Below are 22,497 nucleotides of genomic sequence, written 5' to 3'. Positions count from 1 at the left end.
TGGTTCCGGGCGCTTCGGGACGCGCTGTGCATGCACGGCACGATCCGGGCGTTCGCACAGCGGAGCAGTGTCATGTCCGAAGTAAATCTGTCCACCGACGAAACCCGCGTCAGCTACGGCATTGGCCGTCAGCTGGGCGACCAACTGCGCGACAACCCGCCACCGGGCGTGAGCCTGGACGCGATCCTGGCCGGTCTGACCGACGCATTCGCCGGCCAGCCTAGCCGTGTTGACCAGGAAGCGATGTCCGCCAGCTTCAAGGTGATCCGCGAAATCATGCAGGCCGAAGCTGCAGCCAAGGCTGAAGCAGCCGCTGGCGAAGGTTTGGCCTTCCTGGCTGAAAACGCCAAGCGTGACGGCATCACTACTCTGGCTTCTGGCCTGCAGTTCGAAGTTCTGACCGCCGGTGAAGGCGCGAAGCCGACCCGTGAAGACAGCGTGCGTACCCACTACCATGGCACCCTGATCGACGGCACTGTGTTCGACAGCTCCTACGAGCGCGGCCAGCCTGCAGAATTCCCGGTTGGCGGCGTGATCGCCGGCTGGACCGAAGCCCTGCAACTGATGAATGCCGGCAGCAAATGGCGCCTGTACGTGCCGAGCGAACTGGCTTACGGCGCTCAAGGCGTTGGCAGCATCCCGCCGCACAGCGTACTGGTGTTCGACGTCGAGCTGCTGGACGTTCTGTAATCCTCGCCGATTACTGATTTACCTGTAGGAGCCGAGCTTGCTCGCGATGGACTTCAACGAAAACGCGGGCTTGCTGAAAGCCCGCGTTGTCTGAGCCACCATCGCGAGCAAGCTCGCTCCTACAGTTACAGCGTTTCATGGGTGGAACTTGCCATTGAGATCCGCCACCGGGCGCAACGCCCGCGCATAGCAGAACAGAAACAGATTCCTCACCACTTCCTTGAGCACCACCGGCTCGTTCGAGCTCAAGCCATTGAGATCCAGGTCACCCTGATCCTGCAGCTCGCTCAAGGCTTCCTCCTCCAGCACTGCACAGACTTCCCCGGTTTCCCGATGCAGAATCCTCAGGTACGGGTGCGGGCGGTCCAGCCAGGCATCGATCAGATAAGTCATGTCTCATCTCCATTGATTGGGTTTCAATGAGAATAATTCCTATTCAATAAATAGCAAGAGACGATTGGCGAATGGCGGATTTTTCCGGGTAAAGATTGCGTAAGGTCAAATCGGCTGGCGCTTTGCTATTGCGGGGATTCGAGCGAGATGGGGGAGGGTGAAGCGCCATCCCGCGGCGGGCACGGGATGGAGTGCAGCGAAATCAGACTTTCCTGACGAACTCGGACTTGAGCTTCATCGGGCCGATGCCGTCGATCTTGCAGTCGATGTCATGGTCGCCGTCGCACAGGCGGATGTTCTTGACCTTGGTGCCGACCTTGACCACCAGGGAGGTGCCCTTGACCTTCAGGTCCTTGATGACGGTAATGGTATCGCCGTCCTGCAGGACATTGCCCACCGAGTCCTTTTTCACCGCGTCATCGGACGCAGCTTCAGCTTCGCCGCTGGCGGACCATTCGTGGGCGCACTCGGGGCAGATCAGCTGGGCGCCGTCTTCGTAGGTGTATTCGGAATTGCATTTCGGGCAGGGTGGCAACGTGCTCACTAAGGCTCCTTGAATTCAGGATCGCTAAAAAGCGCACATTGTATAGGGTTTTTCAGAATCCCTGTAGGAGCGAGCTTGCTCGCGATGGTCTCAAGGTCACCGCTGGCACTCTGAATGCCAGCGTTATCGTTGACCTCCATCGCGAGCAAGCTCGCTCCTACAGGTAGCAGGGAGTTAGTGCGTGCGGGCTACCGCAAATTCGCTCAACTCCACCAACGCGTCGCGATACTCGTTGGCTGGCAGCGCTTCGAGGCACTTGATCGCGCGGGCCACGTAGTCGCGGGCCAATTGCGCGGTGTATTCCAGCGAGCCGGAGGCTTCCACGGCGATGCGGATGCTTTCCAGGTCTTCGATACCACCTTTCTGGATCGCCTTGCGCACCAGGGCTGCCTGTTCCGGCGTGCCTTCGCGCATAGTGTAGATCAGCGGCAGGGTTGGTTTGCCTTCGGCCAGATCGTCGCCGACGTTCTTGCCCAGGGTTTCCGCGTCGCCCTTGTAGTCCAGGAGGTCGTCGACCAGTTGGAACGCCACGCCCAGGTGGTCGCCAAAGGTGCGCAGGGCCTCGGCCTGTTCCTGCGTGGCTCCGCACAGGGCGGCGGCGCTGTGGGTCGAGGCTTCGAAGAGCATCGCGGTTTTGCCGCGGATGACTTCCATATAGGTTTCTTCGGTGGTGCTGGCGTCACGGACTTTGGACAGCTGCAACACTTCGCCTTCGGCGATCACGCGGGTGGCCTGCGAAAGGATCTTCATCACCGGCATGGAGCCCAGTTCGACCATCATTTCGAAGGAGCGCGAGTACAGGAAGTCGCCCACCAGCACGCTTGGCGCGTTGCCCCACATGGCGTTGGCGGTCGAACGGCCACGGCGCATGCCGGACATGTCGACCACGTCGTCATGCAGCAGGGTGGCGGTGTGCAGGAATTCGATGGTCGCGGCCAGCAGACGCAGATCGTCGCCTTCGCGGCCCAGGGCCTTGCCGGACAGCAATACCAGCAATGGACGAAGGCGTTTGCCGCCGGCCGAGGTGATGTAATCGCCGATTTTCGATACCAGCGGGACTCGGGAAGTCAGCTGCTTCTTGATGATGCCGTCGACGGCGCTAAAATCGTCCGCGACCGCGCGGTAGAAAGCTTGGGGTTGCATCAGCGACAGTCGCTCCAGAAGGGTTGCGCGGCATGCTAGGACCCACGTCCGGGCCTGTCAAGGCGCGATGGACGGCCTATTGCAAGGCGCTCGTGCCTTGCGTACAATCGCGCACCCTGAACTTCCTGGGCAGCACCTGCCTTACGCAATTGCAAGCGGGCCTCCAGCCCCATGCAGCCATGCCAGCCAATACCTCTTCTTATAAAGAGCTGGGTGAGCAGGATTATCGGAGAAATACCATGTCTTATGCAGTAATCGTTACTGGCGGCAAGCAGTACAAAGTCGCCCCAGGTGAATACCTGAAGATCGAAAAACTGGAAGTCGCTACCGGCGAATCCGTTACCTTTGATCGCGTTCTGTTGGTTGCCAACGGTGACGACGTGAATATCGGTGCTCCAGTTGTTGCTGGCGCTACCGTTGTGGCTGAAGTGATCTCCCAAGGTCGTCACGATAAAGTCCGCATCATCAAGTTCCGTCGCCGTAAGCACCACATGAAGCGTATGGGCCACCGCCAGTGGTACACCGAGATCAAAATCACCGGTATTCAGGCTTAATTACAGCCTAATTCCTCACTAGGAGAATTGAACTCATGGCACACAAAAAAGCTGGTGGTAGTACCCGTAACGGTCGCGACTCAGAAGCCAAACGCCTTGGCGTGAAGATGTATGGCGGCCAGGCTATCAAAGCAGGCAACATCATCGTGCGTCAGCGCGGCACCCAATTCCACGCTGGCTACGGCGTTGGCATGGGTAAAGATCACACCCTCTTCGCTAAAGTCGAAGGCGTGATCAAGTTCGAAGTAAAAGGCGCCTTCGGTCGTCGTTACGTGAGCGTAGTCGCGGCTTAATTGCGCGATCGCTGGAAAAGCCCTGTCTCGCGACGGGGCTTTTTCGTTTGTGGGGTGAGTCTCTTGCAAAACTGTTTGTATGGGCTGCCGGCGCGCTGGGTTTGCGGTCGTGGATTGAGGTCGCTGCGCTCATTTTTGCAAGAGTCTTATGTCTAGTTTTTTTCGGCTCGTCCGTATGGCGAGAGGCGTTTTGTTATGAAGTTTGTTGATGAAGTATCGATTCGAGTAAAGGCAGGCGACGGCGGTAACGGTTGCATGAGTTTCCGTCGCGAAAAATTCATCGAAAACGGTGGTCCGAACGGTGGTGATGGTGGTGATGGTGGCTCGGTCTTCATGATCGCCGACGAAAACCTGAACACCCTGGTGGACTACCGTTACACCCGTCACTTTGATGCCGAGCGCGGTTCCAACGGCGGCAGTACCGACTGCACCGGTAAAAAGGGTGAAGACCTGGTGCTGCGCGTACCGGTCGGCACCACGGTAATCGACTCCGCTACCCAGGAAGTGATCGGCGACCTGACCAAGGCTGGTCAGAAGCTGCTGGTGGCCCACGGTGGCTGGCACGGTCTGGGTAACACCCGTTTCAAATCCAGTACCAACCGTGCGCCGCGCCAGACTACGCCGGGCAAGCCGGGCGAGCAGCGCGACCTCAAGCTGGAAATGAAGGTGCTGGCGGACGTGGGTCTGTTGGGCTTGCCGAACGCTGGCAAGAGTACCTTTATCCGTTCGGTGTCGGCCGCCAAGCCCAAGGTCGCCGACTATCCGTTCACCACGCTGGTGCCAAACCTGGGTGTGGTCAGCGTTGACCGCTGGAAAAGCTTCGTGATTGCGGACATTCCGGGTCTGATCGAAGGTGCTTCCGATGGCGCGGGCCTGGGCATTCGCTTCCTCAAGCACTTGTCGCGTACCCGTCTGCTGCTGCACCTCGTGGATATGGCGCCGCTGGATGAAACCGATGCCGCTGACGCAGCTGAAGTGATCGTAAACGAGCTGACCAAGTTCAGCCCGTCTCTGGCTGAGCGTGATCGCTGGTTGATCCTGAACAAGAGCGACCAGATCCTCGAAGAAGAGCACGATGCCCGCGTCAAGGAAATCGTTGATCGCCTGGAGTGGACTGGTCCGGTTTACGTGATCTCGGCCATCGCCAAGCAGAACACCGAGCGCCTGTGCCACGACATCATGCGTTACCTGGAAGATCGTGCCGACCGTCTGGCCAATGATCCGGCTTACAAGGAAGAGTTGGCTGATCTCGATCAGCGCATCGAAGACGAAGCCCGTGCCCAGTTGCAGGCGCTGGACGACCAGCGTGCCCTGCGTCGCAGCGGCGTGAAGTCGGTCCACGACATCGGTGACGATGATTGGGACGAAGAAGATGTGGATGATGAAGACGGTCCGGAAATCATTTACGTGCGTGACTGATCCGTTGCGATAAACTTAAGCGCCGCTCAATTGAGCGGCGTTTTAGTATCTGGAAATCGATAGCTCTGGAAATCGATGGTTCTGGAAACTGGTAGTCACGAATAACGTTACGGGCATCGCCAGGTCGCGCTGCCCTCGAGCTAAGGTTGAAGATGATGCGGAGCAAGGTGACGGGTGCGCAGCGTTGGGTCGTGAAAATCGGCAGCGCTTTGCTGACGGCGGACGGCAAGGGCCTGGACCGCGCGGCAATGGGTGTCTGGGTTGAGCAGATGGTGGCCTTGCATGAGGCGGGCGTCGAGCTGGTGCTGGTGTCCTCCGGGGCGGTGGCGGCCGGCATGAGCCGTCTGGGCTGGACCTCGCGACCCAGTGCGATGCACGAACTCCAGGCCGCAGCTGCAATCGGCCAGATGGGGTTGGTGCAAGCCTGGGAATCGAGCTTTGCCGAGCATGGCCGGCACACCGCGCAGATTCTGCTGACTCATGATGACCTGTCCGACCGCAAACGCTACCTGAACGCACGCAGCACCTTGCGCGCGCTGGTCGAGCTGAAGGTCATCCCGGTGATCAACGAGAACGACACCGTGGTTACCGACGAAATCCGTTTCGGTGACAACGATACCCTGGCGGCGCTGGTGGCCAACCTGGTCGAGGCGGACTTGCTGGTGATCCTGACGGACCGCGACGGCATGTTCGACGCCGATCCGCGCAACAATCCCGATGCCCAGCTGATTTACGAAGCGCGTGCCGATGATCCGACGCTCGACGCAGTAGCGGGCGGCACTGGTGGTGCGCTGGGTCGTGGCGGCATGCAGACCAAATTGCGTGCGGCGCGTCTGGCGGCGCGTTCCGGTGCGCATACGATCATTGTCGGTGGGCGTCTCGAGCGCGTGCTGGATCGCCTCAAGGCGGGTGAGCGCATCGGTACCTTGCTGTCGCCTGAGCGCGGCATGCTCGCGGCACGCAAGCAGTGGTTGGCCGGGCACCTGCAGACCCGCGGCACGTTGGTGCTGGATGCGGGTGCGGTGACGGCGCTGTCTCAGGGCAACAAGAGTTTGCTGCCGGTGGGCGTGAAACTGGTTCAGGGCAGCTTCCGTCGCGGTGAGATGGTGGTGTGCGTGGCGCCGGATGGTCGGGAGATTGCTCGTGGCCTTGCAAACTACAGCGCGCTGGAAGCGCAAAAAATCATCGGTCAGTCGTCTGATGCGATTGTCGGTTTGCTGGGTTACATGGCTGAGCCGGAACTGGTTCACCGTGACAACCTGATCCTGGTCTGAGGGAATACCTGAATGCGTTTTGCAAAAGGATTGTTGGGCTTGCTGCTGGCGATGCCGTTGCTGGCATCGGCCGAGGAAATCGGCCAGGTCTCGACCGTGTTCAAGTTCGTCGGTCCCAATGATCGGATCGTCGTCGAGGCATTCGATGATCCGAAAGTGGAGGGCGTGACCTGCTACCTGTCCCGCGCCAAGACGGGCGGGGTGAAGGGTGGTTTGGGGCTGGCTGAAGATCGTGCAGAGGCTTCCATCGCCTGTCGTCAGGTCGGGCCGATCAACTTCAAGGGTGAACTGAAGGATGGGGAAGAGGTGTTCAAGGAGCGCACTTCCCTGGTGTTCAAGACCATGCAGGTGGTGCGTTTCCTCGACAAGAAGCGCAATACCCTGGTTTATCTGGTGTACAGCGATCGTTTGATCGAGGGTAGCCCGCAGAATGCGGTGACTGCGATTCCGATCCTGCCGTGGGCGAGCCCTCAATAAGTCCAGCGCAAATCAAAATGTGGGAGCGGGCTTGCTCGCGAAGGGGTCCTGTCAGTCGATATCATCGTCGGCTGACACACCGCTTTCGCGAGCAAGCCCGCTCCCACAGTTTTTTCCGGTGTGATCGCTAAATCGCAGGCAATAAAAAACCGACCCTTGGGTCGGTTTTTTAGTGAACGAGTCGCTTAGGCAGCAGCGGCAACGTTCAGGGCCTTAACGTGGCCATTCAAACGGCTCTTATGGCGAGCAGCCTTGTTCTTGTGGATGATGCCTTTATCGGCCATACGGTCGATAACAGGCACAGCCAGAACGTATGCAGCTTGAGCTTTAGCAGCGTCTTTTGCGTCGATGGCTTTAACTACATTCTTGATGTAGGTACGAACCATGGAACGCAGGCTGGCGTTGTGGCTGCGACGCTTCTCAGCCTGTTTTGCACGTTTTTTGGCGGAAGGTGAGTTGGCCACCGTCGAGCTCCTCGAAAGACTTTTTAGGAAATAGCAAACAAAATAGGCCGCGAATCATGCCGATGAGTTGAAGTCTTGTCAAGGGCGCTTGAAACGTTCCGCTAAGTGGTAGGCGTGGTGCGACGGGATATTTCTTTCCGGCGTGTGACCTGTAAACTCGCGAGCTTTGGCTCTGTGCTGTTGCGGCGCGGAGTATCGCACAAGTAGGCGCACAGTTCGCCTGCTGTTTATCGACAGGCACAAACTCTTTCAATGAATCTGCTCAAATCGTTGGCCGCCGTCAGCTCTATCACGATGCTTTCCCGGATTCTGGGTTTTGTTCGTGACACCCTCATTGCGCGCACTTTCGGCGCGGGAATGGCGACCGACGCCTTCTTTATTGCCTTCAAGCTGCCCAATCTTTTGCGACGCATCTTCGCCGAAGGAGCTTTTTCCCAAGCGTTCGTGCCGATTCTTGCCGAATATAAAAGCCAGAAAGGAGAGGAGGCGACCCGAACCTTTATTGCCTACGTCTCGGGCCTGTTGACGCTGGTACTGGCGCTGGTCACGGCGTTGGGCATGGTGGCTGCGCCGTGGGTCATCTGGATCACGGCCCCGGGCTTCACCGACACCCCGGAAAAATTCGAGCTGACCTCCAGCCTGCTTCGGGTGACCTTTCCCTATATTTTGTTGATTTCCCTGTCTTCGCTGGCCGGTGCGATCCTCAACACCTGGAACCGCTTTTCAGTCCCGGCGTTCGTGCCGACACTGCTGAACGTCAGCATGATCATCTTCGCGCTGTTCCTGACGCCGTATTTCGATCCGCCCGTGATGGCGCTGGGTTGGGCCGTTCTGGCGGGTGGTCTGGCGCAGTTGCTTTATCAACTGCCGCACCTGAAGAAGATCGGCATGCTGGTGCTGCCGCGGATCAATCTGCGCGACACCGGCGTATGGCGGGTGATGAAACAGATGCTTCCGGCGATCCTCGGGGTCTCGGTCAGCCAGATTTCCCTGATCATCAACACCATTTTTGCCTCGTTTCTGGTCGCAGGCTCCGTGTCCTGGATGTATTACGCCGATCGCCTGATGGAGCTGCCGTCCGGCGTGTTGGGCGTGGCACTAGGGACGATTCTGCTGCCGACCCTGGCCAAGACCTACGCCAACAAGGATCGCCAGGAGTATTCGCGGATCCTCGATTGGGGCCTGCGCCTGTGTTTCCTGCTGGTGCTGCCTTGCGCCCTGGCATTGGGGATTCTCGCCGAGCCACTGACGGTTTCGCTGTTCCAGTACGGTCAATTCAACGCATTTGATGCCGCCATGACCCAGCGGGCCCTGATCGCTTATTCGGTCGGTTTGCTTGCGATTATTGTGATCAAAGTGCTGGCGCCTGGCTTTTATGCGCAACAGAACATCCGGACTCCAGTGAAAATCGCGATTTTCACTCTGGTAGTCACTCAGCTCTTCAACCTGGTGCTGATCGGTCCGCTGGCCCATGCCGGACTTGCGCTCGCTATCAGTGCCGGGGCCTGCCTGAATGCCGGATTGCTCTTCTATCAGATGCGCAAGCAGCAGATGTATCAGCCGCAACCGGGCTGGGCCAAATTCGCCTTCAAGCTGGTGGTTGCGGTGGCGGTGATGTCCGCTGTGCTGCTGGCGGGGATGCATTTCATGCCCGCCTGGGGCGAAGGACAGATGCTCGAACGCTTCCTGCGCCTGGGCGCCCTGGTGGTCGCAGGTGTGGTGGCGTATTTCGGCATGTTAGTGTTGATGGGCTTCCGCCTGCGCGACTTCAATCGCAAGGCGTTGAGCTGAGGAACATTCCTCGATAAACAGCAACGAGCCGGCATTTTTGTCGGCTCGTTTACTTTGGGTTGCGGTGCTGCCTGTCGTCGGCCGCCCGGTGTGGTTATAATCGACCACTTTATGAGCAAGAAGCGCGTTATGCAGCTGGTTCGAGGCCTCCAAAATCTGCGCCCCCAGCATCGGGGCTGCGTCGCCACTATTGGCAACTTTGACGGTGTACACCGTGGCCACCAGGCTATCCTGGCGCGGCTGCGTGAGCGTGCGCTCGAGTTGGGCGTGCCCAGCTGCGTGGTGATTTTCGAGCCGCAGCCCCGGGAGTTTTTCGCCCCCGACACCGCGCCCGCGCGTCTGACCCGTCTGCGGGACAAGCTGCAACTGCTGGCCGCCGAAGGCGTCGACCGGGTCCTGTGCCTGGCCTTCAACCAGCGCCTGAGCAAGCTCAGCGCCAGCGAATTCGTCGATACCATTCTGGTCGATGGCCTCGGTGTGCAGCACCTTGAGGTCGGCGACGATTTCCGTTTCGGTTGCGACCGGGCGGGGGATTTCGATTTCCTCCAGCAGGCCGGCGTCATGCAGGGCTTCACCGTCGAGGCTGCGCAGACCGTCGAACTGGAAGGCATCCGGGTCAGCAGCACCCAGGTGCGTAATGCGCTGGCCGCCGCCGATTTTGCCCTCGCCGAACGCCTGCTCGGCCGCCCGTACCGGATTGCCGGTCGTGTGCTGCACGGTCAGAAGCTCGCTCGGCAGTTGGGCACGCCCACTGCCAACGTTCAACTCAAGCGTCGTCGCGTGCCGTTCACCGGGGTTTACCTGGTCAATGTGGACATCGACGGCAAGACCTGGCCCGGCGTCGCCAATATCGGCGTGCGGCCCACGGTCCAAGGTGATGGCAAGGCCCACCTTGAAGTACATCTTCTGGATTTTGCCGGCGATCTATATGACCGGCGTCTGACGGTGGTTTTCCACCACAAGCTGCGTGAAGAGCAGCGTTTTGCCTCTCTGGAGGCGTTGAAAACGGCGATCAACGCGGATGTCGCCGCCGCCCGTGCACTAGCCGCACCTAGCGCCCATCGCTAATGAAGAGCCTTAAATGACCGACTATAAAGCCACGCTAAACCTTCCGGACACCGCCTTCCCAATGAAGGCCGGCCTGCCTCAGCGCGAACCGCAGATTCTGCAGCGCTGGGACAGCATTGGCCTGTACGGAAAGTTGCGCGAGATTGGCAAGGATCGTCCGAAGTTCGTCCTGCACGACGGTCCTCCCTACGCCAACGGCACGATTCACATCGGTCACGCACTGAACAAGATCCTCAAGGACATGATCATTCGCTCGAAGACCCTGTCGGGCTTCGACGCGCCTTACATTCCGGGCTGGGACTGCCACGGTCTGCCGATCGAGCACAAGGTCGAAGTGACCCACGGCAAGAACCTTGGCGCGGACAAGACCCGCGAGCTGTGCCGTGCCTACGCCACCGAGCAGATCGAAGGTCAGAAATCCGAATTCATCCGTCTGGGCGTGTTGGGCGACTTCGCCAACCCGTACAAGACCATGGACTTCAAGAACGAGGCCGGTGAAATCCGCGCCTTGGCCGAAATCGTCAAGGGCGGTTTCGTGTTCAAGGGCCTCAAGCCCGTGAACTGGTGCTTCGACTGTGGTTCGGCCCTGGCTGAAGCGGAAGTCGAGTACGAGAACAAGAAGTCCTCGACCATCGACGTAGCCTTCCCGATTGCCGACGAAGCCAAGCTGGCTGCCGCTTTCGGTCTGCCGTCGCTGGCCAAGCCTGCCTCGATCGTGATCTGGACCACCACCCCGTGGACCATCCCTGCCAACCAGGCGCTGAACGTTCACCCTGAATTCACCTACGCCCTGGTCGATATCGGCGACAAGCTGCTGGTCCTGGCCGAGGAGCTGGTGGAATCCTGCCTGTCCCGTTACGGCGTCGAAGGCTCGGTGCTGGCCACCGCTCCAGGTTCCGCTCTGGAACTGATCAACTTCCGTCACCCGTTCTACGACCGCCTGTCGCCGGTGTACCTGGCCGACTACGTTGAACTGGGCGCCGGCACCGGCGTGGTTCACTCCGCCCCGGCCTACGGCGTGGACGACTTCGTGACCTGCAAGAAATACGGCATGGTCAACGACGACATCCTCAACCCGGTGCAAAGCAACGGCGTGTACGTGCCTTCGATGGAATTCTTCGGTGGCCAGTTCATCTGGAAGGCCAACCCGGCCATCGTCGACAAGCTGACCGAAGTCGGTGCATTGATGCACACCACCGTCATCGAACACAGCTACATGCACTGCTGGCGCCACAAAACCCCGCTGATCTATCGCGCTACCGCGCAGTGGTTCATCGGCATGGACAAGCAGCCAACCACCGGCGACACCCTGCGCCAGCGTTCGCTCAAAGCCATCGAAGACACCAAGTTTGTCCCGGCCTGGGGCCAGGCGCGTCTGCACTCGATGATCGCCAACCGTCCGGACTGGTGCATCTCCCGTCAGCGCAACTGGGGCGTGCCGATCCCGTTCTTCCTGAACAAGGAAAGCGGCGAGCTGCACCCGCGTACTGTCGAGCTGATGGAAATCGTGGCCAAGCGTGTCGAAGTCGAAGGCATCGAAGCCTGGTTCAAGCTGGACGCCGCCGAGCTGCTGGGCGATGAAGCGCCGCAGTACGACAAGATCAGCGACACCCTGGACGTCTGGTTCGATTCGGGCACCACGCACTGGCACGTCCTGCGCGGTTCGCACCCGATGGGCCACGAAACCGGTCCTCGCGCCGACCTGTACCTGGAAGGTTCCGACCAGCACCGCGGCTGGTTCCACTCGTCCCTGCTGACAGGTTGCGCGATCGACAATCACGCGCCATACCGCGAGCTGCTGACCCACGGTTTCACCGTCGACGAGTCCGGCCGCAAGATGTCCAAATCCCTGGGCAACGTGATCGCGCCGCAAAAGGTCAACGACACCCTGGGCGCCGACATCATGCGTCTGTGGGTGGCTTCGACCGACTACTCCGGCGAGATGGCGGTTTCCGAGCAGATCCTGCAGCGCAGCGCCGACGCCTATCGTCGTATCCGTAACACCGCGCGTTTCCTGCTCTCGAACCTGACCGGCTTCAACCCGGCCACAGACCTGCTGCCGGCCGACGAAATGCTGGCACTGGACCGTTGGGCCGTGGACCGCACGCTGCTGTTGCAACGCGAGCTGCAAGAGCACTACGGCGAATACCGCTTCTGGAACGTCTACTCCAAGATCCACAACTTCTGCGTGCAGGAGCTGGGCGGTTTCTACCTCGACATCATCAAGGACCGCCAGTACACCACCTGCGCCGACAGCAAGGCCCGTCGTTCGTGCCAGACCGCGCTGTTCCACATCTCCGAAGCGCTGGTGCGCTGGATCGCTCCGATCCTGGCGTTCACCGCCGACGAGCTGTGGCAGTACCTGCCGGGCGAGCGCAACGAATCGGTGATGCTCAACACCTGGTACGAAGGCCTGAGCGAATTGCCGGAAGGCTTCGAGCTGGATCGTGCGTACTGGGACCGCATCATGGCGGTCAAAGTAGCGGTCAACAAGGAAATGGAGATCCAGCGTGCGGCCAAGGCCGTCGGTGGCAACCTGCAAGCCGAAGTGACGCTGTTCGCCGAAGACGCCCTGACTGCCGACCTGGCCAAGCTGAGCAACGAACTGCGCTTCGTGCTGATCACCTCCACCGCCAGCGTTGCGCCATTGGTGCAGGCTCCAGCTGACGCCGTGGTGACCGAAGTCAGCGGCCTGAAGCTGAAGATCGTCAAGTCGGCTCACGCCAAGTGCGCCCGTTGCTGGCATTGCCGTGAAGACGTCGGCGTGAACCCGGAGCATCCGGAAATCTGCGGTCGTTGCGTTGATAACATCAGCGGCGCCGGCGAGGTTCGCCACTATGCCTAATGCCATTGTCCGTTTTGGACGGCTGAGCTGGCTCTGGTTGAGTTTGCTGGTTCTGGTCATCGACCAGGCCAGCAAGTTCTACTTCGAAGACAGACTCCAGATGTACCAGCAGATCGTGATCATTCCCGATTACTTCAGCTGGACCCTGGCCTACAACACCGGCGCCGCGTTCAGCTTCCTGGCAGACAGCTCCGGCTGGCAGCGGTGGCTTTTCGCCCTGATCGCCGTGGTGGTCAGTGGGGTGCTGGTGGTCTGGCTCAAGCGCCTGGGCCGCAACGAAACCTGGCTCGCCGTCGCCCTGGCATTGGTGCTCGGCGGCGCGCTGGGCAACCTGTATGACCGCATTGCCCTGGGCCATGTGATCGATTTCATCCTGGTGCACTGGCAGAACCGCTGGTACTTCCCGGCGTTCAACTTTGCCGACAGTGCAATCACTGTAGGCGCCGTGATGCTGGCACTGGATATGTTCAAAAGTAAGAAAACCGGAGAAACCGTTCATGACTGAACAGGTATTGGCTGAACAACGTATCGGCCAGAACACGGAAGTCACCTTGCATTTCGCATTGCGCCTGGAGAACGGCGACACGGTGGACAGCACCTTCGACAAGGCCCCGGCGACCTTCAAGGTCGGTGACGGCAACCTGTTGCCAGGCTTTGAAGCGGCGCTGTTCGGTTTCAAGGCAGGGGACAAGCGTACCCTGACCGTCGAACCTGAAAATGCCTTCGGCCAGCCGAATCCGCAGAACGTACAGATCATCCCGCGCTCGCAGTTCCAGAACATGGACCTCTCGCCGGGTTTGCTGGTGATCTTCAACGATGCGGCCAATACTGAATTGCCGGGCGTGGTGAAAGAGTTCGACGACACGCAAGTGACCATCGACTTCAACCACCCACTGGCAGGCAAGACACTGACCTTTGACGTGGAAATCATCTCCGTCAAGGCGCTGTAACCGACTGTTCACAGTCAAATGTGGGAGCGAGCCTGCTCGCGATGAGTGTCTGACATTCAATATTGAAGTCGACTGATACTCCGCCATCGCGAGCAAGCCCGCTCCCACAATGTTTTTCACAGTTTCCGTTATTTATTGCGCGCAAGACACGAGGCACAGCATGCAAATCAAACTCGCCAACCCCCGTGGCTTTTGCGCCGGTGTGGACCGGGCGATCGAAATCGTCAACCGCGCCCTGGAAGTCTTCGGGCCGCCGATCTACGTGCGCCATGAAGTGGTTCACAACAAGTTCGTCGTCGAAGACCTGCGCAACCGTGGCGCGATCTTTGTCGAGGAACTGGATCAGGTGCCGGATGACGTCATCGTGATCTTCAGTGCCCACGGCGTGTCCCAGGCTGTTCGTAGCGAAGCCGCCGGCCGTGGCCTGAAAGTGTTCGACGCCACCTGTCCGCTGGTGACCAAGGTGCACATCGAAGTCGCGCGTTACAGCCGCGACGGGCGTGAATGCATCCTCATCGGCCACGCCGGTCACCCGGAAGTCGAAGGCACCATGGGCCAGTACGATCCTGCCAATGGCGGGTCGATCTATCTGGTCGAAGACGAGGAAGATGTCGCCAAGCTGCAAGTGCGCAACCCGGAAAAACTGGCGTTCGTCACCCAGACCACCCTGTCCATGGACGATACCAGCCGCGTCATCGATGCCCTGCGTACGCGTTTCCCGGCCATTGGCGGTCCGCGCAAGGACGACATCTGCTACGCCACGCAAAACCGTCAGGACGCGGTCAAGCAACTGGCTGACGAATGCGACGTGGTACTGGTAGTCGGCAGCCCCAACAGCTCCAACTCCAACCGTCTGCGTGAACTCGCCGAGCGCATGGCCACGCCGGCGTACCTGATCGACGGTGCCGAAGACCTGCAGCAAAGCTGGTTCGATGGCGTCGAGCGCATCGGTATCACTGCTGGCGCTTCTGCACCGGAAGTGCTGGTCCGTGGTGTGATTCAGCAATTGCAGGCCTGGGGTGCTACCGGTGCCGACGAATTGGCCGGTCGTGAGGAAAACATCACGTTCTCCATGCCTAAAGAGCTACGCGTTCGTTCGGTGCTTTGAGCCCTTTCGCACACAACTCCTGTGCAGTCTTATTGCTGCGCAGGCTGATTCGGCCGCTGGGCGCCAGTACTACCTGATGCATACTCACCTGTTCGCGCGCTGCGCAGATGAATAACGTTCCAGCCTGACGGCCATTATGTTCCGGGGCGCCCAATGGGCTGAAGCGTGCGGAGGTGGTGATATGTTGATTGCCGAACACGGCCAATGAGCGTCCGCTGCGGCGTTCGATCAGCAGCGGGTTGCTGGCGTCTTCATGGCCTCTGCCGCTGATATCCAAAATGATTCGCCAGCCCTGACCCCAGTCGCCGTCTATTCCGTGAATGACGACAGTCTGGTTGCGCGATATCGCCTCACTTCTTGCGCTTCGCATTCCGTTGGCCAGTGACCTTGCTGCTTCCTCGCGATGATTCACTTCGACAACAGCCGCAAACGCCGGACTGACCAAATGCAGAACAATCCCGGCAATTGTCAGTCCCATGAGTAACTCAACCAGGCTGAAACCTCGTTGATGCATGACATCTCCCTCCCTGGAGTGTGATGGCCCGTGCAATCCGTGCACGAGTAATGGCGAAACAATCTCGCTTCGGCGCTCGAATGTTCTAGCGTGTAACTGCAGGTATAGCGGACGGCAAAGGAGGGCACCGATGGATCATCGTTCAAAAGGTTTCACGCTGATCGAATTGCTGGTGGCCATCGCGATCTTCCTGGTCCTGATCACTCTGGCGGTGCCGGCGTTCACCCGTTCCACGCAAATCACCCAGGCCGATACCGAGGTCGGTGATTTACAACGGAGCCTGAACTTCGCCCGCCTCGAAGCGATCGACAGGGGAGTGGCCATCCGGGTGCGCCCCACCGCGGGGGGCAGTGTCTGGACCGGAGAATTGTCGGTGTACGACAGCACCGCAACGCCCGCCAATGTGTTGCGTGTTGTGCCTGCGATGAGCAGCGGTGCGAGTCTGACGCTACCCTCAGGAGTCAGCGCGATCGACTTCAACAGCTTTGGCGGGTTGGCATCATCGTCGACAGCGTTGGTGATCAACTACGTGCTGGGAGCACAAAGCAGGACGCTGTATGTGTGTCTGAACGGACGAATTCTATTGGGTGGAAGTTGCGGATGAGTTCATGGAGCAAGCGTGCACAGGAAGGCATGACATTGATTGAAGTCCTGGTGGCGTTGTTGATTCTGAGTGTCGGACTGTTGGGGGCGGCGGCGTTTCAACTCAATGCGCTGAAGTACACCGACAGTGCGCGCATGACCAGTCAGGCCAGCTTCATCGCCTACGACATGATGGACCGCATTCGCGCCAACTCCGCCGCCGATTACACCGTGACACCACCGACCTCGGGCAACCTGAGCGTGGCCCGGGACCAGGACCTCTATGATTTCACCAACAATATCGTCGGTTTCGGTGGTGCGACCGCCACCGGCAGCATCGCCCTCAACCAGCGCGTATACACCATCACCATTACCTGGGATGACTCCCGGGCGGCCAACACCGCCAACTCCCGTCGCAGCTTCGTACTGACCAGTCGCGCAACCGTCGACCCGGTGGCCACGCCATGAGCCGCCAGAAAGGCTTCGGCCTTATCGAACTTTTGATCGCCCTGACCTTGAGCCTGATCGTAGTGCTGGGCGTGGTGCAGGTGTTCATCGCCGCGAAAAACACCTTCGTCAGTCAGAACAGTGCTGCCGCCATCCAGGAAGATGCGCGTTTCGTCCTGAGCAAAATGATCCAGGAAATCCGCATGGTCGGGATGTTCGGCTGCCTGGGGACGATCACTGAAGCCAATTCGGCGACGATGTTCAATGCCAGCCAGGTCACGCCGATCAGCTGGGACAACGCCAACCTGAAGTTGACCCTGGTGACCGCGGACGTTGGCAACAGTGGCGGCACGCCGACCTGGACCGTGGTTTCCGATTGTCGAAACACCGCGACGGCGTACGCCGGCGCGCAAAACCCCGGGACAGGCCAGTTGGCCTTTCCCATCCGGCGAATCATCTACAGCCTGAAAAACGGCGCTCTGACCATGGGCGTTGGCGCCGGCACACCCACCCAGTCCATCCTGGTGGATAACGTCAGTGACTTCAGTGTGAGCTTTGGCCTGGCCAGTTCCGCCACCGATACGGCGGCCTCCAGCTACAGCACCAATCCGGCCGATCCGGCTCGCATTCGCAGCGTGCGACTGAGCCTGACACTCGTCGATCCCGCCAACCGCGTGAGCAAACAGACCTTCAACGTCGTTGCCGCCTTGCGCAATCGCTTGCCATGAGGGGAGTGCCGACGATGCGTAAACCTTCGATGACACCTTCTTCCCAGCGAGGCATGGCGCTGCTGGTCAGTCTGGTGTTTCTGTTGCTGCTGACGCTGATCGGGATTTCCTCGATGCAGAACGCCACATTGCAGGAAAAAATGGCCGGCAGCGTGAGCCTGCGCAACCAGTCATTCCAGACTGCGGAAGCAGCGTTGCGGGTGGGAGAAAGCGCGGTGCAGCTCGACAGCTATGCGCTGGCAGTGTGCAGCGGCACGACGCAATGCGCTCCGCCGGCCGAGTCGTCGACGATCAAGGCCGCCGGGCTCAACTCCACTTCGGGAGTGACCTGGATCGCCTCGGGCAACGGCTTTTATGGCGTGCAGAACATCGGCACTTCCATCACGGCGGTGAACGTGCCGAGCAACACTTCGGCAACGTTGTACCGCGTGACCGCAGTCGGCATCGCGGGCAGTTCGCGCAGCGTGGTGGAGAGCATCTATGCCAAGTACTGACAGTCGCTCGCGCATCTGGCGGTTGCTGTGTGGCGTCGCGGCGGGCCTGTATCTGTCCGCGCCGGTGTACGCCTTCACGCCTTCGGATTCTCCGTTGCTGAGCGCGGCGGCGGTGCCTCCCAACGTAATGCTGTTGATCGACGATTCCGGGAGCATGAACAACATCATCTGGGCGGCGGGATTCGACCCGACCGTCAGCCGCCCACAGATTGCGAACTGCAGCTCCGATTTTTCATGCCTGAGTGGCCAGAACCTGGACATGAGCGACACCAACATCACCCTGTCGAGCCTTAATCGCGGCGGCTGTTCGACCAATGGCAACTGGTTCGGTTTCTATCGTGGTCTGCTGGGCTTGGGCTCGATCTGTCTGAAATTGCCCGACCCGGTGGGCAATCAGAACACCCGCTATACGGCGAACTATCTGTCTTATCTGGTATCGCAGGCCAACGGTGTGAGTCGTGACTACACCACCGGCGCCATTCCCAACGATTACCGGATCAGCGTGGCGCAGGATGTTTCGACCTCGCTGGTCACCAGCAACCGTTCCCTGCGAATCGGTCTGTCGACCTTCAATCCGCCTGTCAGCGGCAACCCCGGGCCTGGCGGTTTCATCGCCCGCCCCATCAGCGACCTGTCCCCCGTCAGCGGCACGGTCACCCAGGCGCAGGCGAATGCCAACTACACGGCATTGATCAACTCGATCAACGGATTGAGTGCGATCGCCAATACCCCGCTGGCAGAAACCTATTACGAAATAACCCGCTACATGCGCGGCCTGGCGCCGTATTACAACTCCACGCCCAGCACCTATACCAGCCCGATCCAATACCGTTGCCAGAAAAACTATGGGGTGGTGATCACCGACGGCTTGCCGACCTACGACCGCACGTTTCCCACCAACGATCCGCTTGGAGGCACCCGCCTGCCGAACTGGGACGGCAACAGCGCCAACGACGGCGATAACCCCAATGGCGACACCGAAGGGGACACGCTTTACCTGGATGACATCGCCAAGTTCGCTTTCGACATCGACATGCGTTCCGCCGGGGTGGACCTGGCGAACAAGAGCTGGAACGCGGCGGACTTTCCCAAGCAGAACATGAACACCTACACCGTAGGTTTTACCGCGGCCAACCAGATGCTGTCGGATGCCGCCGCTTACGGTCAGGGCAAGTACTACCAGGCGACGGACAGTGCGGGGTTGAGCACGGCATTGTCCCAGGCGTTGAGTGAGATCACCTCCAAGGCCGGTTCCGGTGGCAGCGGCGTGACCAGCGGCACGATTCTCGCCAGTGGAACCAGTTACTTCCAGACCAGCTACGACCCCAAGGACTGGCGCGGCACGATCAAGGCGTTCGGCTTCAACGCCAACGGTACCGTCAATACAAACGCGGTGCAGTGGACCACCGACACCGCCATCATTCCGAGCGCCACGGCACCGACTTACCAATCCTGGAACACTCAGACCAACGCGCCAGTCACCCTGGCCTTCGGCAACTTTTCCACACCCCAGCAGACGGCTCTCAACCAAGGCTTGCCCACGGGCATCACCGGCAACGATCTGGTGGAGTGGGGTAAGGGCACCAACAAAACGGGCCTGAAGGTGCGCAGCGTACTGCTGGGGGACATCGTCAACTCGCCGCTGGTGCTGGCATCCCCCACCGAGAAAACCGCTTCCGACCTGTCGGGCGACACCTCCTACAGCACCTACCTGGCGACCAAGGCGGCCAACATGAACACCAGCCTGGTGGTCAACGCCAATGACGGATTCGTCAGTGTGATCAACTCCGGCAATGGCGCACGGCGTTACGCCTACATGCCGTCCAGTGTGCTGCCATCGCTGCGCTATATCGCTGATACGACCTACATCAACGGCGTCAGTCACAAGTTTCTGGTGGACGGACAGGTGGGCGTGTTCGATGCCCAGCTCAACAGTGCCTGGAAGACCCTCGCGCTGGGCGGTACCGGAGCAGGTGGGCGGACCTTTTATGCGCTGCAACTGTTCGACGCCTCGGCCGGTAATGCGATCAGGGCATTGTGGGAAATCAGTGCGCCGGCCACCGCCAATCCCGCGAACGTCTTCAATGATCTGGGTTATGCCTATGCACGTCCCGAAGTGGCGCGCTTGTCCGATGGTCGATGGGCCGCGTTCATTTCCAACGGCTATGGCAGCAACACCGGTGTGGTGGCGTTGTATGTCGTGGATGTTCGCGACGGGTCGCTGATCCGGAAGATCGTTGCCGATGGCACCAACGCCGATAACGGCCTGTCTTCGGTCAAGCTGCGCGTGAACTCGCAGAATGTGGTGCAGGCGGCCTATGGCGGTGACCTGAGTGGACGGCTGTGGAAATTCGATCTGAGCAGCACCAACCCCGATAGCTGGGGCGTGGCGTTTTCCGGTAAGCCGTTGTTCACTACCGTTGGCGGCGCCACTCAGCCAATCACCGCTCAACCTTTGCTGGCGGATAATTCGCTTGGGGGCAAAGAGATTTTCTTCGGCACCGGCAAATTCAACGAGACCACGGACAAGACCAACAAGGATTTGCAGGCGTTCTACGCCGTCTGGGATGCCGAGGGTGGTTCCGGGCAGATCACGACTGCAAGCTTGCAGGCGCAATCGATCACCGGCGTGTTTTCGGGAAGTAGCGGGCAGTTCGTCACCACCAGCCAGAACGAGGTGACCTATCCCGGGAAAAAGGGTTGGTTCCTGCCATTGGTGTATAACAACGCGCTGACCGGCGAGCGGGTGATCAATCAGGCCAGCCTGGTGCTCGGGCGAATCATTTTCACCACGGCCAGCGTTGACACCACGGACCCTTGCGCGAGCTTCGGTACCGGCAAACTGATCGAACTCGATGCGTTCAGCGGTAAGATGCTCAACTACGCGGTGCTCGACACCAACAACGACGGCGTGGTCGACAGTACCGACACGATCTCCAGCGGGGTGGTCTTCAGCGGGGGCATCCCGACCCTCAATGCCATCGTCAATGGCGCGACCCGCAAGATCGTGAACGATTCCAGTGGCGGCATCACCACGCTGGTGGAAAAATCCGGCGGCGGCAGCCGTCGCATCATGTGGCGACAAATTCAGTAAGCGAGAGTTGAGGCATGCACAGATCCAACCGCGGTTTTACCCTGATCGAAATCATGATCGTGATTGCCATCATCGGTATCGTCATGACCATCGCTGCCCCGAGTTTCACCGAATACCTGAAAAAGGGCCGACGCGCCGAAGTGGCCGGCCTGCTCTCGGAACAGGCGCAGATCCTCGAGCGTTTCTATTCACAGAGAAACGTCTACACCGGCGCCACCGGCCTGAGCGGCGGCAACGATTACTACACCATCAACCAGACCCTTACCGATCAGACATTCCTGCTGACGGCGGTACGCAAGTCGGGCACGAGCATGGCAACGGACAAGTGCGGTGATTTCACCATCGCCAATACCGGGGCCCGGGGCATGGTCAATGCCACCGCCGGCCTGACCACCAAGGATTGCTGGGGTCGTTGAGTTTTCTTTTTCGGGCACCTTTTGCGCCCCCCTGTCTATTTATCGGTTGGTTCAATACATGATCAGGCAACAGCAAGTAGTGATTGTCGGCGGTGGGGTCATCGGCCTGTTGACGGCATTCAATCTGGCGTCCGAGGTGCAGAGCGTGGTGCTGCTGGACCGTTCCAGTGTCGGCCAGGAGTCGTCCTGGGCAGGGGGCGGTATCGTCTCGCCGCTCTATCCATGGCGCTACAACCCGGCGGTCACTGCATTGGCCCATTGGTCCCAGGATTTTTATCCACAGCTGGGCGAGCGCCTGTTTGCGGCCACCGGCGTCGACCCCGAAGTGCACACCACCGGCCTGTATTGGCTGGATCTGGATGACGAAGCCGAAGCCCTGGCCTGGGCCGCGCGGGAGAATCGTCCGCTGCGGGCTGTGGATATCTCGGCGGCTCATGACGCCGTGCCGGTATTGGGCAGTGGTTTTTCCCGGGCGATCTACATGGCCGATGTGGCCAATGTGCGTAATCCGCGACTGGTGAAATCCCTCAAGGCGGCGTTGCAGGCACTGCCGAACGTGACGATTCAGGAACAGTGCGAAGTCAGCGGCTTTGTTCGCGAAGGCGAAAAGGTGGTGGGCGTGCAGACGTCTACTGGCGTGATCCGTGGTGATCAGGTGGTCCTCACCGCTGGCGCCTGGAGTGGCGACTTGCTCAAGAGCCTTGGCCTTGATCTGCCCGTCGAACCTGTGAAAGGCCAGATGATTCTCTACAAGTGCGCGGCGGATTTTCTGCCGAGCATGGTACTCGCCAAGGGGCGTTATGCGATTCCCCGTCGCGACGGGCACATTCTCATTGGCAGCACGCTGGAGCACGAAGGCTACGACAAGACGCCGACCGACTCGGCACTGGAAAGCCTCAAGGCTTCGGCGGTGGAGTTGATTCCGGCGTTGGCGGATGCCGAAGTGGTGGGGCATTGGGCCGGTCTGCGGCCGGGCTCGCCGGAGGGCATTCCCTACATCGGCCGTGTGCCGGGATTCGAGGGCCTGTGGCTCAACTGCGGGCATTTCCGCAACGGTCTGGTGCTGGCGCCGGCGTCGTGTCAGTTGTTTGCCGATGTGATGCTGGGCAGGGAGCCGATCATTGATCCGGCGCCGTATGCGCCGAGTGGTCGGATCTAGTTTCCAGTTGGATGCATTCGCGGGCAAGCCTCGCTCCTACGGGGTTATCA

The 22,497-nt window shown here is 59.8% G+C and carries 25 protein-coding genes; 19 read left to right on the top strand and 6 right to left on the bottom strand.

Annotated features, from left to right (window positions below; all coding sequences use genetic code 11):
* Positions 1–72 precede the first annotated feature (72 nt).
* Complete coding sequence (locus K9857_RS16775; protein ID WP_224537585.1) at positions 73–690, top strand: FKBP-type peptidyl-prolyl cis-trans isomerase; 618 nt, start codon at positions 73–75, stop codon at positions 688–690.
* A 135-nt stretch (positions 691–825) separates the two neighbouring features.
* Here the strand turns inward: K9857_RS16775 and K9857_RS16770 are convergent, their stop codons facing one another.
* From K9857_RS16770 to K9857_RS16760, 3 genes are all read right to left on the bottom strand, one after another.
* Positions 826–1,083, bottom strand: coding sequence for a hypothetical protein (locus K9857_RS16770; protein ID WP_224537583.1), 258 nt, complete (start codon positions 1,081–1,083; stop codon positions 826–828).
* Positions 1,084–1,285: 202 nt separating this feature from the next.
* Positions 1,286–1,627, bottom strand: a complete 342-nt coding sequence (locus K9857_RS16765) for a zinc ribbon domain-containing protein YjdM (RefSeq protein WP_008028840.1) — start codon at positions 1,625–1,627, stop codon at positions 1,286–1,288.
* Positions 1,628–1,801: 174 nt separating this feature from the next.
* Positions 1,802–2,770: a polyprenyl synthetase family protein gene (locus K9857_RS16760; RefSeq protein WP_224537581.1), complete on the bottom strand. Its 969-nt coding sequence runs from the start codon at positions 2,768–2,770 to the stop codon at positions 1,802–1,804.
* A 239-nt stretch (positions 2,771–3,009) separates the two neighbouring features.
* Between K9857_RS16760 and rplU the strand changes: the two genes are divergently transcribed.
* The 5 genes from rplU (at position 3,010) to K9857_RS16735 (ending at position 6,787) form a co-directional block, all read left to right on the top strand.
* Positions 3,010–3,324: a 50S ribosomal protein L21 gene (gene rplU, locus K9857_RS16755; RefSeq protein WP_007950961.1), complete on the top strand. Its 315-nt coding sequence runs from the start codon at positions 3,010–3,012 to the stop codon at positions 3,322–3,324.
* Between the two features lie 35 nt (positions 3,325–3,359).
* Complete coding sequence (rpmA, locus tag K9857_RS16750; RefSeq protein ID WP_003281574.1) at positions 3,360–3,617, top strand: 50S ribosomal protein L27; 258 nt, start codon at positions 3,360–3,362, stop codon at positions 3,615–3,617.
* Between the two features lie 195 nt (positions 3,618–3,812).
* On the top strand, positions 3,813–5,036 hold the full coding sequence (gene cgtA / locus K9857_RS16745) for an Obg family GTPase CgtA (protein WP_224537579.1): 1,224 nt from the start codon (positions 3,813–3,815) through the stop codon (positions 5,034–5,036).
* Between the two features lie 155 nt (positions 5,037–5,191).
* Positions 5,192–6,310, top strand: a complete 1,119-nt coding sequence (proB, locus tag K9857_RS16740; protein ID WP_224537607.1) for a glutamate 5-kinase — start codon at positions 5,192–5,194, stop codon at positions 6,308–6,310.
* Between the two features lie 12 nt (positions 6,311–6,322).
* Complete coding sequence (locus K9857_RS16735; RefSeq protein WP_224537577.1) at positions 6,323–6,787, top strand: CreA family protein; 465 nt, start codon at positions 6,323–6,325, stop codon at positions 6,785–6,787.
* Between the two features lie 185 nt (positions 6,788–6,972).
* Here the strand turns inward: K9857_RS16735 and rpsT are convergent, their stop codons facing one another.
* Complete coding sequence (gene rpsT / locus K9857_RS16730; RefSeq protein WP_007970922.1) at positions 6,973–7,251, bottom strand: 30S ribosomal protein S20; 279 nt, start codon at positions 7,249–7,251, stop codon at positions 6,973–6,975.
* Between the two features lie 252 nt (positions 7,252–7,503).
* Here rpsT and murJ point away from each other — a divergent pair, with 252 nt between their 5' ends.
* A complete protein-coding gene (gene murJ, locus K9857_RS16725) occupies positions 7,504–9,042 on the top strand; it encodes a murein biosynthesis integral membrane protein MurJ (RefSeq protein ID WP_224537575.1) in 1,539 nt (512 codons plus the stop codon).
* Here the strand turns inward: murJ and K9857_RS16720 are convergent.
* Entirely contained in the window at positions 8,989–9,264 is a 276-nt protein-coding gene (locus tag K9857_RS16720) for a hypothetical protein (RefSeq protein WP_224537609.1), read from the bottom strand. The two genes, murJ and K9857_RS16720, sit on opposite strands and share 54 nt — an antisense overlap.
* On the opposite strand from K9857_RS16720, the gene ribF reads away from it, so the two are divergent.
* The 5 genes from ribF (at position 9,172) to ispH (ending at position 15,013) form a co-directional block, all read left to right on the top strand.
* On the top strand, positions 9,172–10,110 hold the full coding sequence (ribF, locus tag K9857_RS16715) for a bifunctional riboflavin kinase/FAD synthetase (RefSeq protein ID WP_224537574.1): 939 nt from the start codon (positions 9,172–9,174) through the stop codon (positions 10,108–10,110). The genes K9857_RS16720 and ribF overlap by 93 nt on opposite strands.
* 13 nt (positions 10,111–10,123) lie before the next feature.
* Entirely contained in the window at positions 10,124–12,955 is a 2,832-nt protein-coding gene (gene ileS / locus K9857_RS16710; RefSeq protein WP_224537571.1) for an isoleucine--tRNA ligase, read from the top strand.
* Positions 12,948–13,460 carry a signal peptidase II gene (gene lspA, locus K9857_RS16705; protein ID WP_224537569.1) on the top strand — a complete coding sequence of 171 codons (513 nt, stop codon included), beginning with the start codon at positions 12,948–12,950 and terminating at the stop codon, positions 13,458–13,460. The genes ileS and lspA overlap by 8 nt, the downstream gene beginning before the upstream one ends.
* Positions 13,461–13,467: 7 nt before the next feature.
* Entirely contained in the window at positions 13,468–13,905 is a 438-nt protein-coding gene (fkpB, locus tag K9857_RS16700; RefSeq protein ID WP_224537606.1) for an FKBP-type peptidyl-prolyl cis-trans isomerase, read from the top strand.
* A gap of 160 nt (positions 13,906–14,065) precedes the next feature.
* Positions 14,066–15,013, top strand: coding sequence for a 4-hydroxy-3-methylbut-2-enyl diphosphate reductase (gene ispH / locus K9857_RS16695; protein WP_224537568.1), 948 nt, complete (start codon positions 14,066–14,068; stop codon positions 15,011–15,013).
* Here the strand turns inward: ispH and K9857_RS16690 are convergent.
* On the bottom strand, positions 14,982–15,527 hold the full coding sequence (locus tag K9857_RS16690) for a GspH/FimT family protein (RefSeq protein ID WP_224537566.1): 546 nt from the start codon (positions 15,525–15,527) through the stop codon (positions 14,982–14,984). The two genes, ispH and K9857_RS16690, sit on opposite strands and share 32 nt — an antisense overlap.
* Before the next feature lie 130 nt (positions 15,528–15,657).
* Here K9857_RS16690 and K9857_RS16685 point away from each other — a divergent pair, with 130 nt between their 5' ends.
* Genes K9857_RS16685 through thiO form a run of 7 tightly spaced genes read left to right on the top strand, consistent with a single transcriptional unit; the run spans position 15,658 to position 22,447 of the window.
* The gene (locus K9857_RS16685; RefSeq protein ID WP_224537564.1) at positions 15,658–16,131 is read left to right on the top strand and encodes a GspH/FimT family pseudopilin; all 474 of its coding nucleotides are present in this window, start codon (positions 15,658–15,660) and stop codon (positions 16,129–16,131) included.
* Positions 16,128–16,577 carry a type IV pilus modification protein PilV gene (gene pilV, locus K9857_RS16680; protein ID WP_224537562.1) on the top strand — a complete coding sequence of 150 codons (450 nt, stop codon included), beginning with the start codon at positions 16,128–16,130 and terminating at the stop codon, positions 16,575–16,577. Before K9857_RS16685 ends, pilV begins: the two co-directional genes overlap by 4 nt.
* A complete protein-coding gene (locus tag K9857_RS16675; RefSeq protein WP_224537560.1) occupies positions 16,574–17,284 on the top strand; it encodes a PilW family protein in 711 nt (236 codons plus the stop codon). The genes pilV and K9857_RS16675 overlap by 4 nt, the downstream gene beginning before the upstream one ends.
* Before the next feature lie 14 nt (positions 17,285–17,298).
* On the top strand, positions 17,299–17,778 hold the full coding sequence (locus tag K9857_RS16670; RefSeq protein ID WP_224537559.1) for a PilX N-terminal domain-containing pilus assembly protein: 480 nt from the start codon (positions 17,299–17,301) through the stop codon (positions 17,776–17,778).
* Positions 17,765–20,872, top strand: coding sequence for a pilus assembly protein (locus K9857_RS16665; RefSeq protein WP_224537557.1), 3,108 nt, complete (start codon positions 17,765–17,767; stop codon positions 20,870–20,872). Before K9857_RS16670 ends, K9857_RS16665 begins: the two co-directional genes overlap by 14 nt.
* Before the next feature lie 14 nt (positions 20,873–20,886).
* The gene (locus K9857_RS16660) at positions 20,887–21,288 is read left to right on the top strand and encodes a type IV pilin protein (RefSeq protein WP_224537556.1); all 402 of its coding nucleotides are present in this window, start codon (positions 20,887–20,889) and stop codon (positions 21,286–21,288) included.
* A 58-nt stretch (positions 21,289–21,346) separates the two neighbouring features.
* Entirely contained in the window at positions 21,347–22,447 is a 1,101-nt protein-coding gene (gene thiO, locus K9857_RS16655) for a glycine oxidase ThiO (RefSeq protein WP_224537554.1), read from the top strand.
* The last annotated feature ends 50 nt before the right edge of the window (positions 22,448–22,497 follow it).

Origin of the sequence: Pseudomonas sp. REP124 (assembly GCF_020164475.1) — a bacterium.
Lineage (GTDB): Bacteria > Pseudomonadota > Gammaproteobacteria > Pseudomonadales > Pseudomonadaceae > Aquipseudomonas.
This window is presented reverse-complemented; position numbering and strand designations above follow the sequence as displayed.

Bases quoted from the DNA above. Each gene is read 5' to 3' on its own strand.
- K9857_RS16685 (WP_224537564.1), top strand. From the start codon at position 15,658: ATGGATCATCGTTCAAAAGGTTTCACGCTGATCGAATTGCTGGTGGCC.
- lspA (WP_224537569.1), top strand. From the start codon at position 12,948: ATGCCTAATGCCATTGTCCGTTTTGGACGGCTGAGCTGGCTCTGGTTG.
- K9857_RS16690 (WP_224537566.1), bottom strand. From the start codon at position 15,527: ATGCATCAACGAGGTTTCAGCCTGGTTGAGTTACTCATGGGACTGACA.
- ileS (WP_224537571.1), top strand. From the start codon at position 10,124: ATGACCGACTATAAAGCCACGCTAAACCTTCCGGACACCGCCTTCCCA.
- ispH (WP_224537568.1), top strand. From the start codon at position 14,066: ATGCAAATCAAACTCGCCAACCCCCGTGGCTTTTGCGCCGGTGTGGAC.
- ribF (WP_224537574.1), top strand. From the start codon at position 9,172: ATGCAGCTGGTTCGAGGCCTCCAAAATCTGCGCCCCCAGCATCGGGGC.
- rplU (WP_007950961.1), top strand. From the start codon at position 3,010: ATGTCTTATGCAGTAATCGTTACTGGCGGCAAGCAGTACAAAGTCGCC.
- thiO (WP_224537554.1), top strand. From the start codon at position 21,347: ATGATCAGGCAACAGCAAGTAGTGATTGTCGGCGGTGGGGTCATCGGC.
- K9857_RS16735 (WP_224537577.1), top strand. From the start codon at position 6,323: ATGCGTTTTGCAAAAGGATTGTTGGGCTTGCTGCTGGCGATGCCGTTG.
- K9857_RS16770 (WP_224537583.1), bottom strand. From the start codon at position 1,083: ATGACTTATCTGATCGATGCCTGGCTGGACCGCCCGCACCCGTACCTG.
- pilV (WP_224537562.1), top strand. From the start codon at position 16,128: ATGAGTTCATGGAGCAAGCGTGCACAGGAAGGCATGACATTGATTGAA.
- K9857_RS16665 (WP_224537557.1), top strand. From the start codon at position 17,765: ATGCCAAGTACTGACAGTCGCTCGCGCATCTGGCGGTTGCTGTGTGGC.
- rpmA (WP_003281574.1), top strand. From the start codon at position 3,360: ATGGCACACAAAAAAGCTGGTGGTAGTACCCGTAACGGTCGCGACTCA.
- murJ (WP_224537575.1), top strand. From the start codon at position 7,504: ATGAATCTGCTCAAATCGTTGGCCGCCGTCAGCTCTATCACGATGCTT.
- proB (WP_224537607.1), top strand. From the start codon at position 5,192: ATGCGGAGCAAGGTGACGGGTGCGCAGCGTTGGGTCGTGAAAATCGGC.
- cgtA (WP_224537579.1), top strand. From the start codon at position 3,813: ATGAAGTTTGTTGATGAAGTATCGATTCGAGTAAAGGCAGGCGACGGC.
- K9857_RS16675 (WP_224537560.1), top strand. From the start codon at position 16,574: ATGAGCCGCCAGAAAGGCTTCGGCCTTATCGAACTTTTGATCGCCCTG.
- K9857_RS16670 (WP_224537559.1), top strand. From the start codon at position 17,299: ATGCGTAAACCTTCGATGACACCTTCTTCCCAGCGAGGCATGGCGCTG.
- K9857_RS16775 (WP_224537585.1), top strand. From the start codon at position 73: ATGTCCGAAGTAAATCTGTCCACCGACGAAACCCGCGTCAGCTACGGC.
- K9857_RS16760 (WP_224537581.1), bottom strand. From the start codon at position 2,770: ATGCAACCCCAAGCTTTCTACCGCGCGGTCGCGGACGATTTTAGCGCC.
- K9857_RS16660 (WP_224537556.1), top strand. From the start codon at position 20,887: ATGCACAGATCCAACCGCGGTTTTACCCTGATCGAAATCATGATCGTG.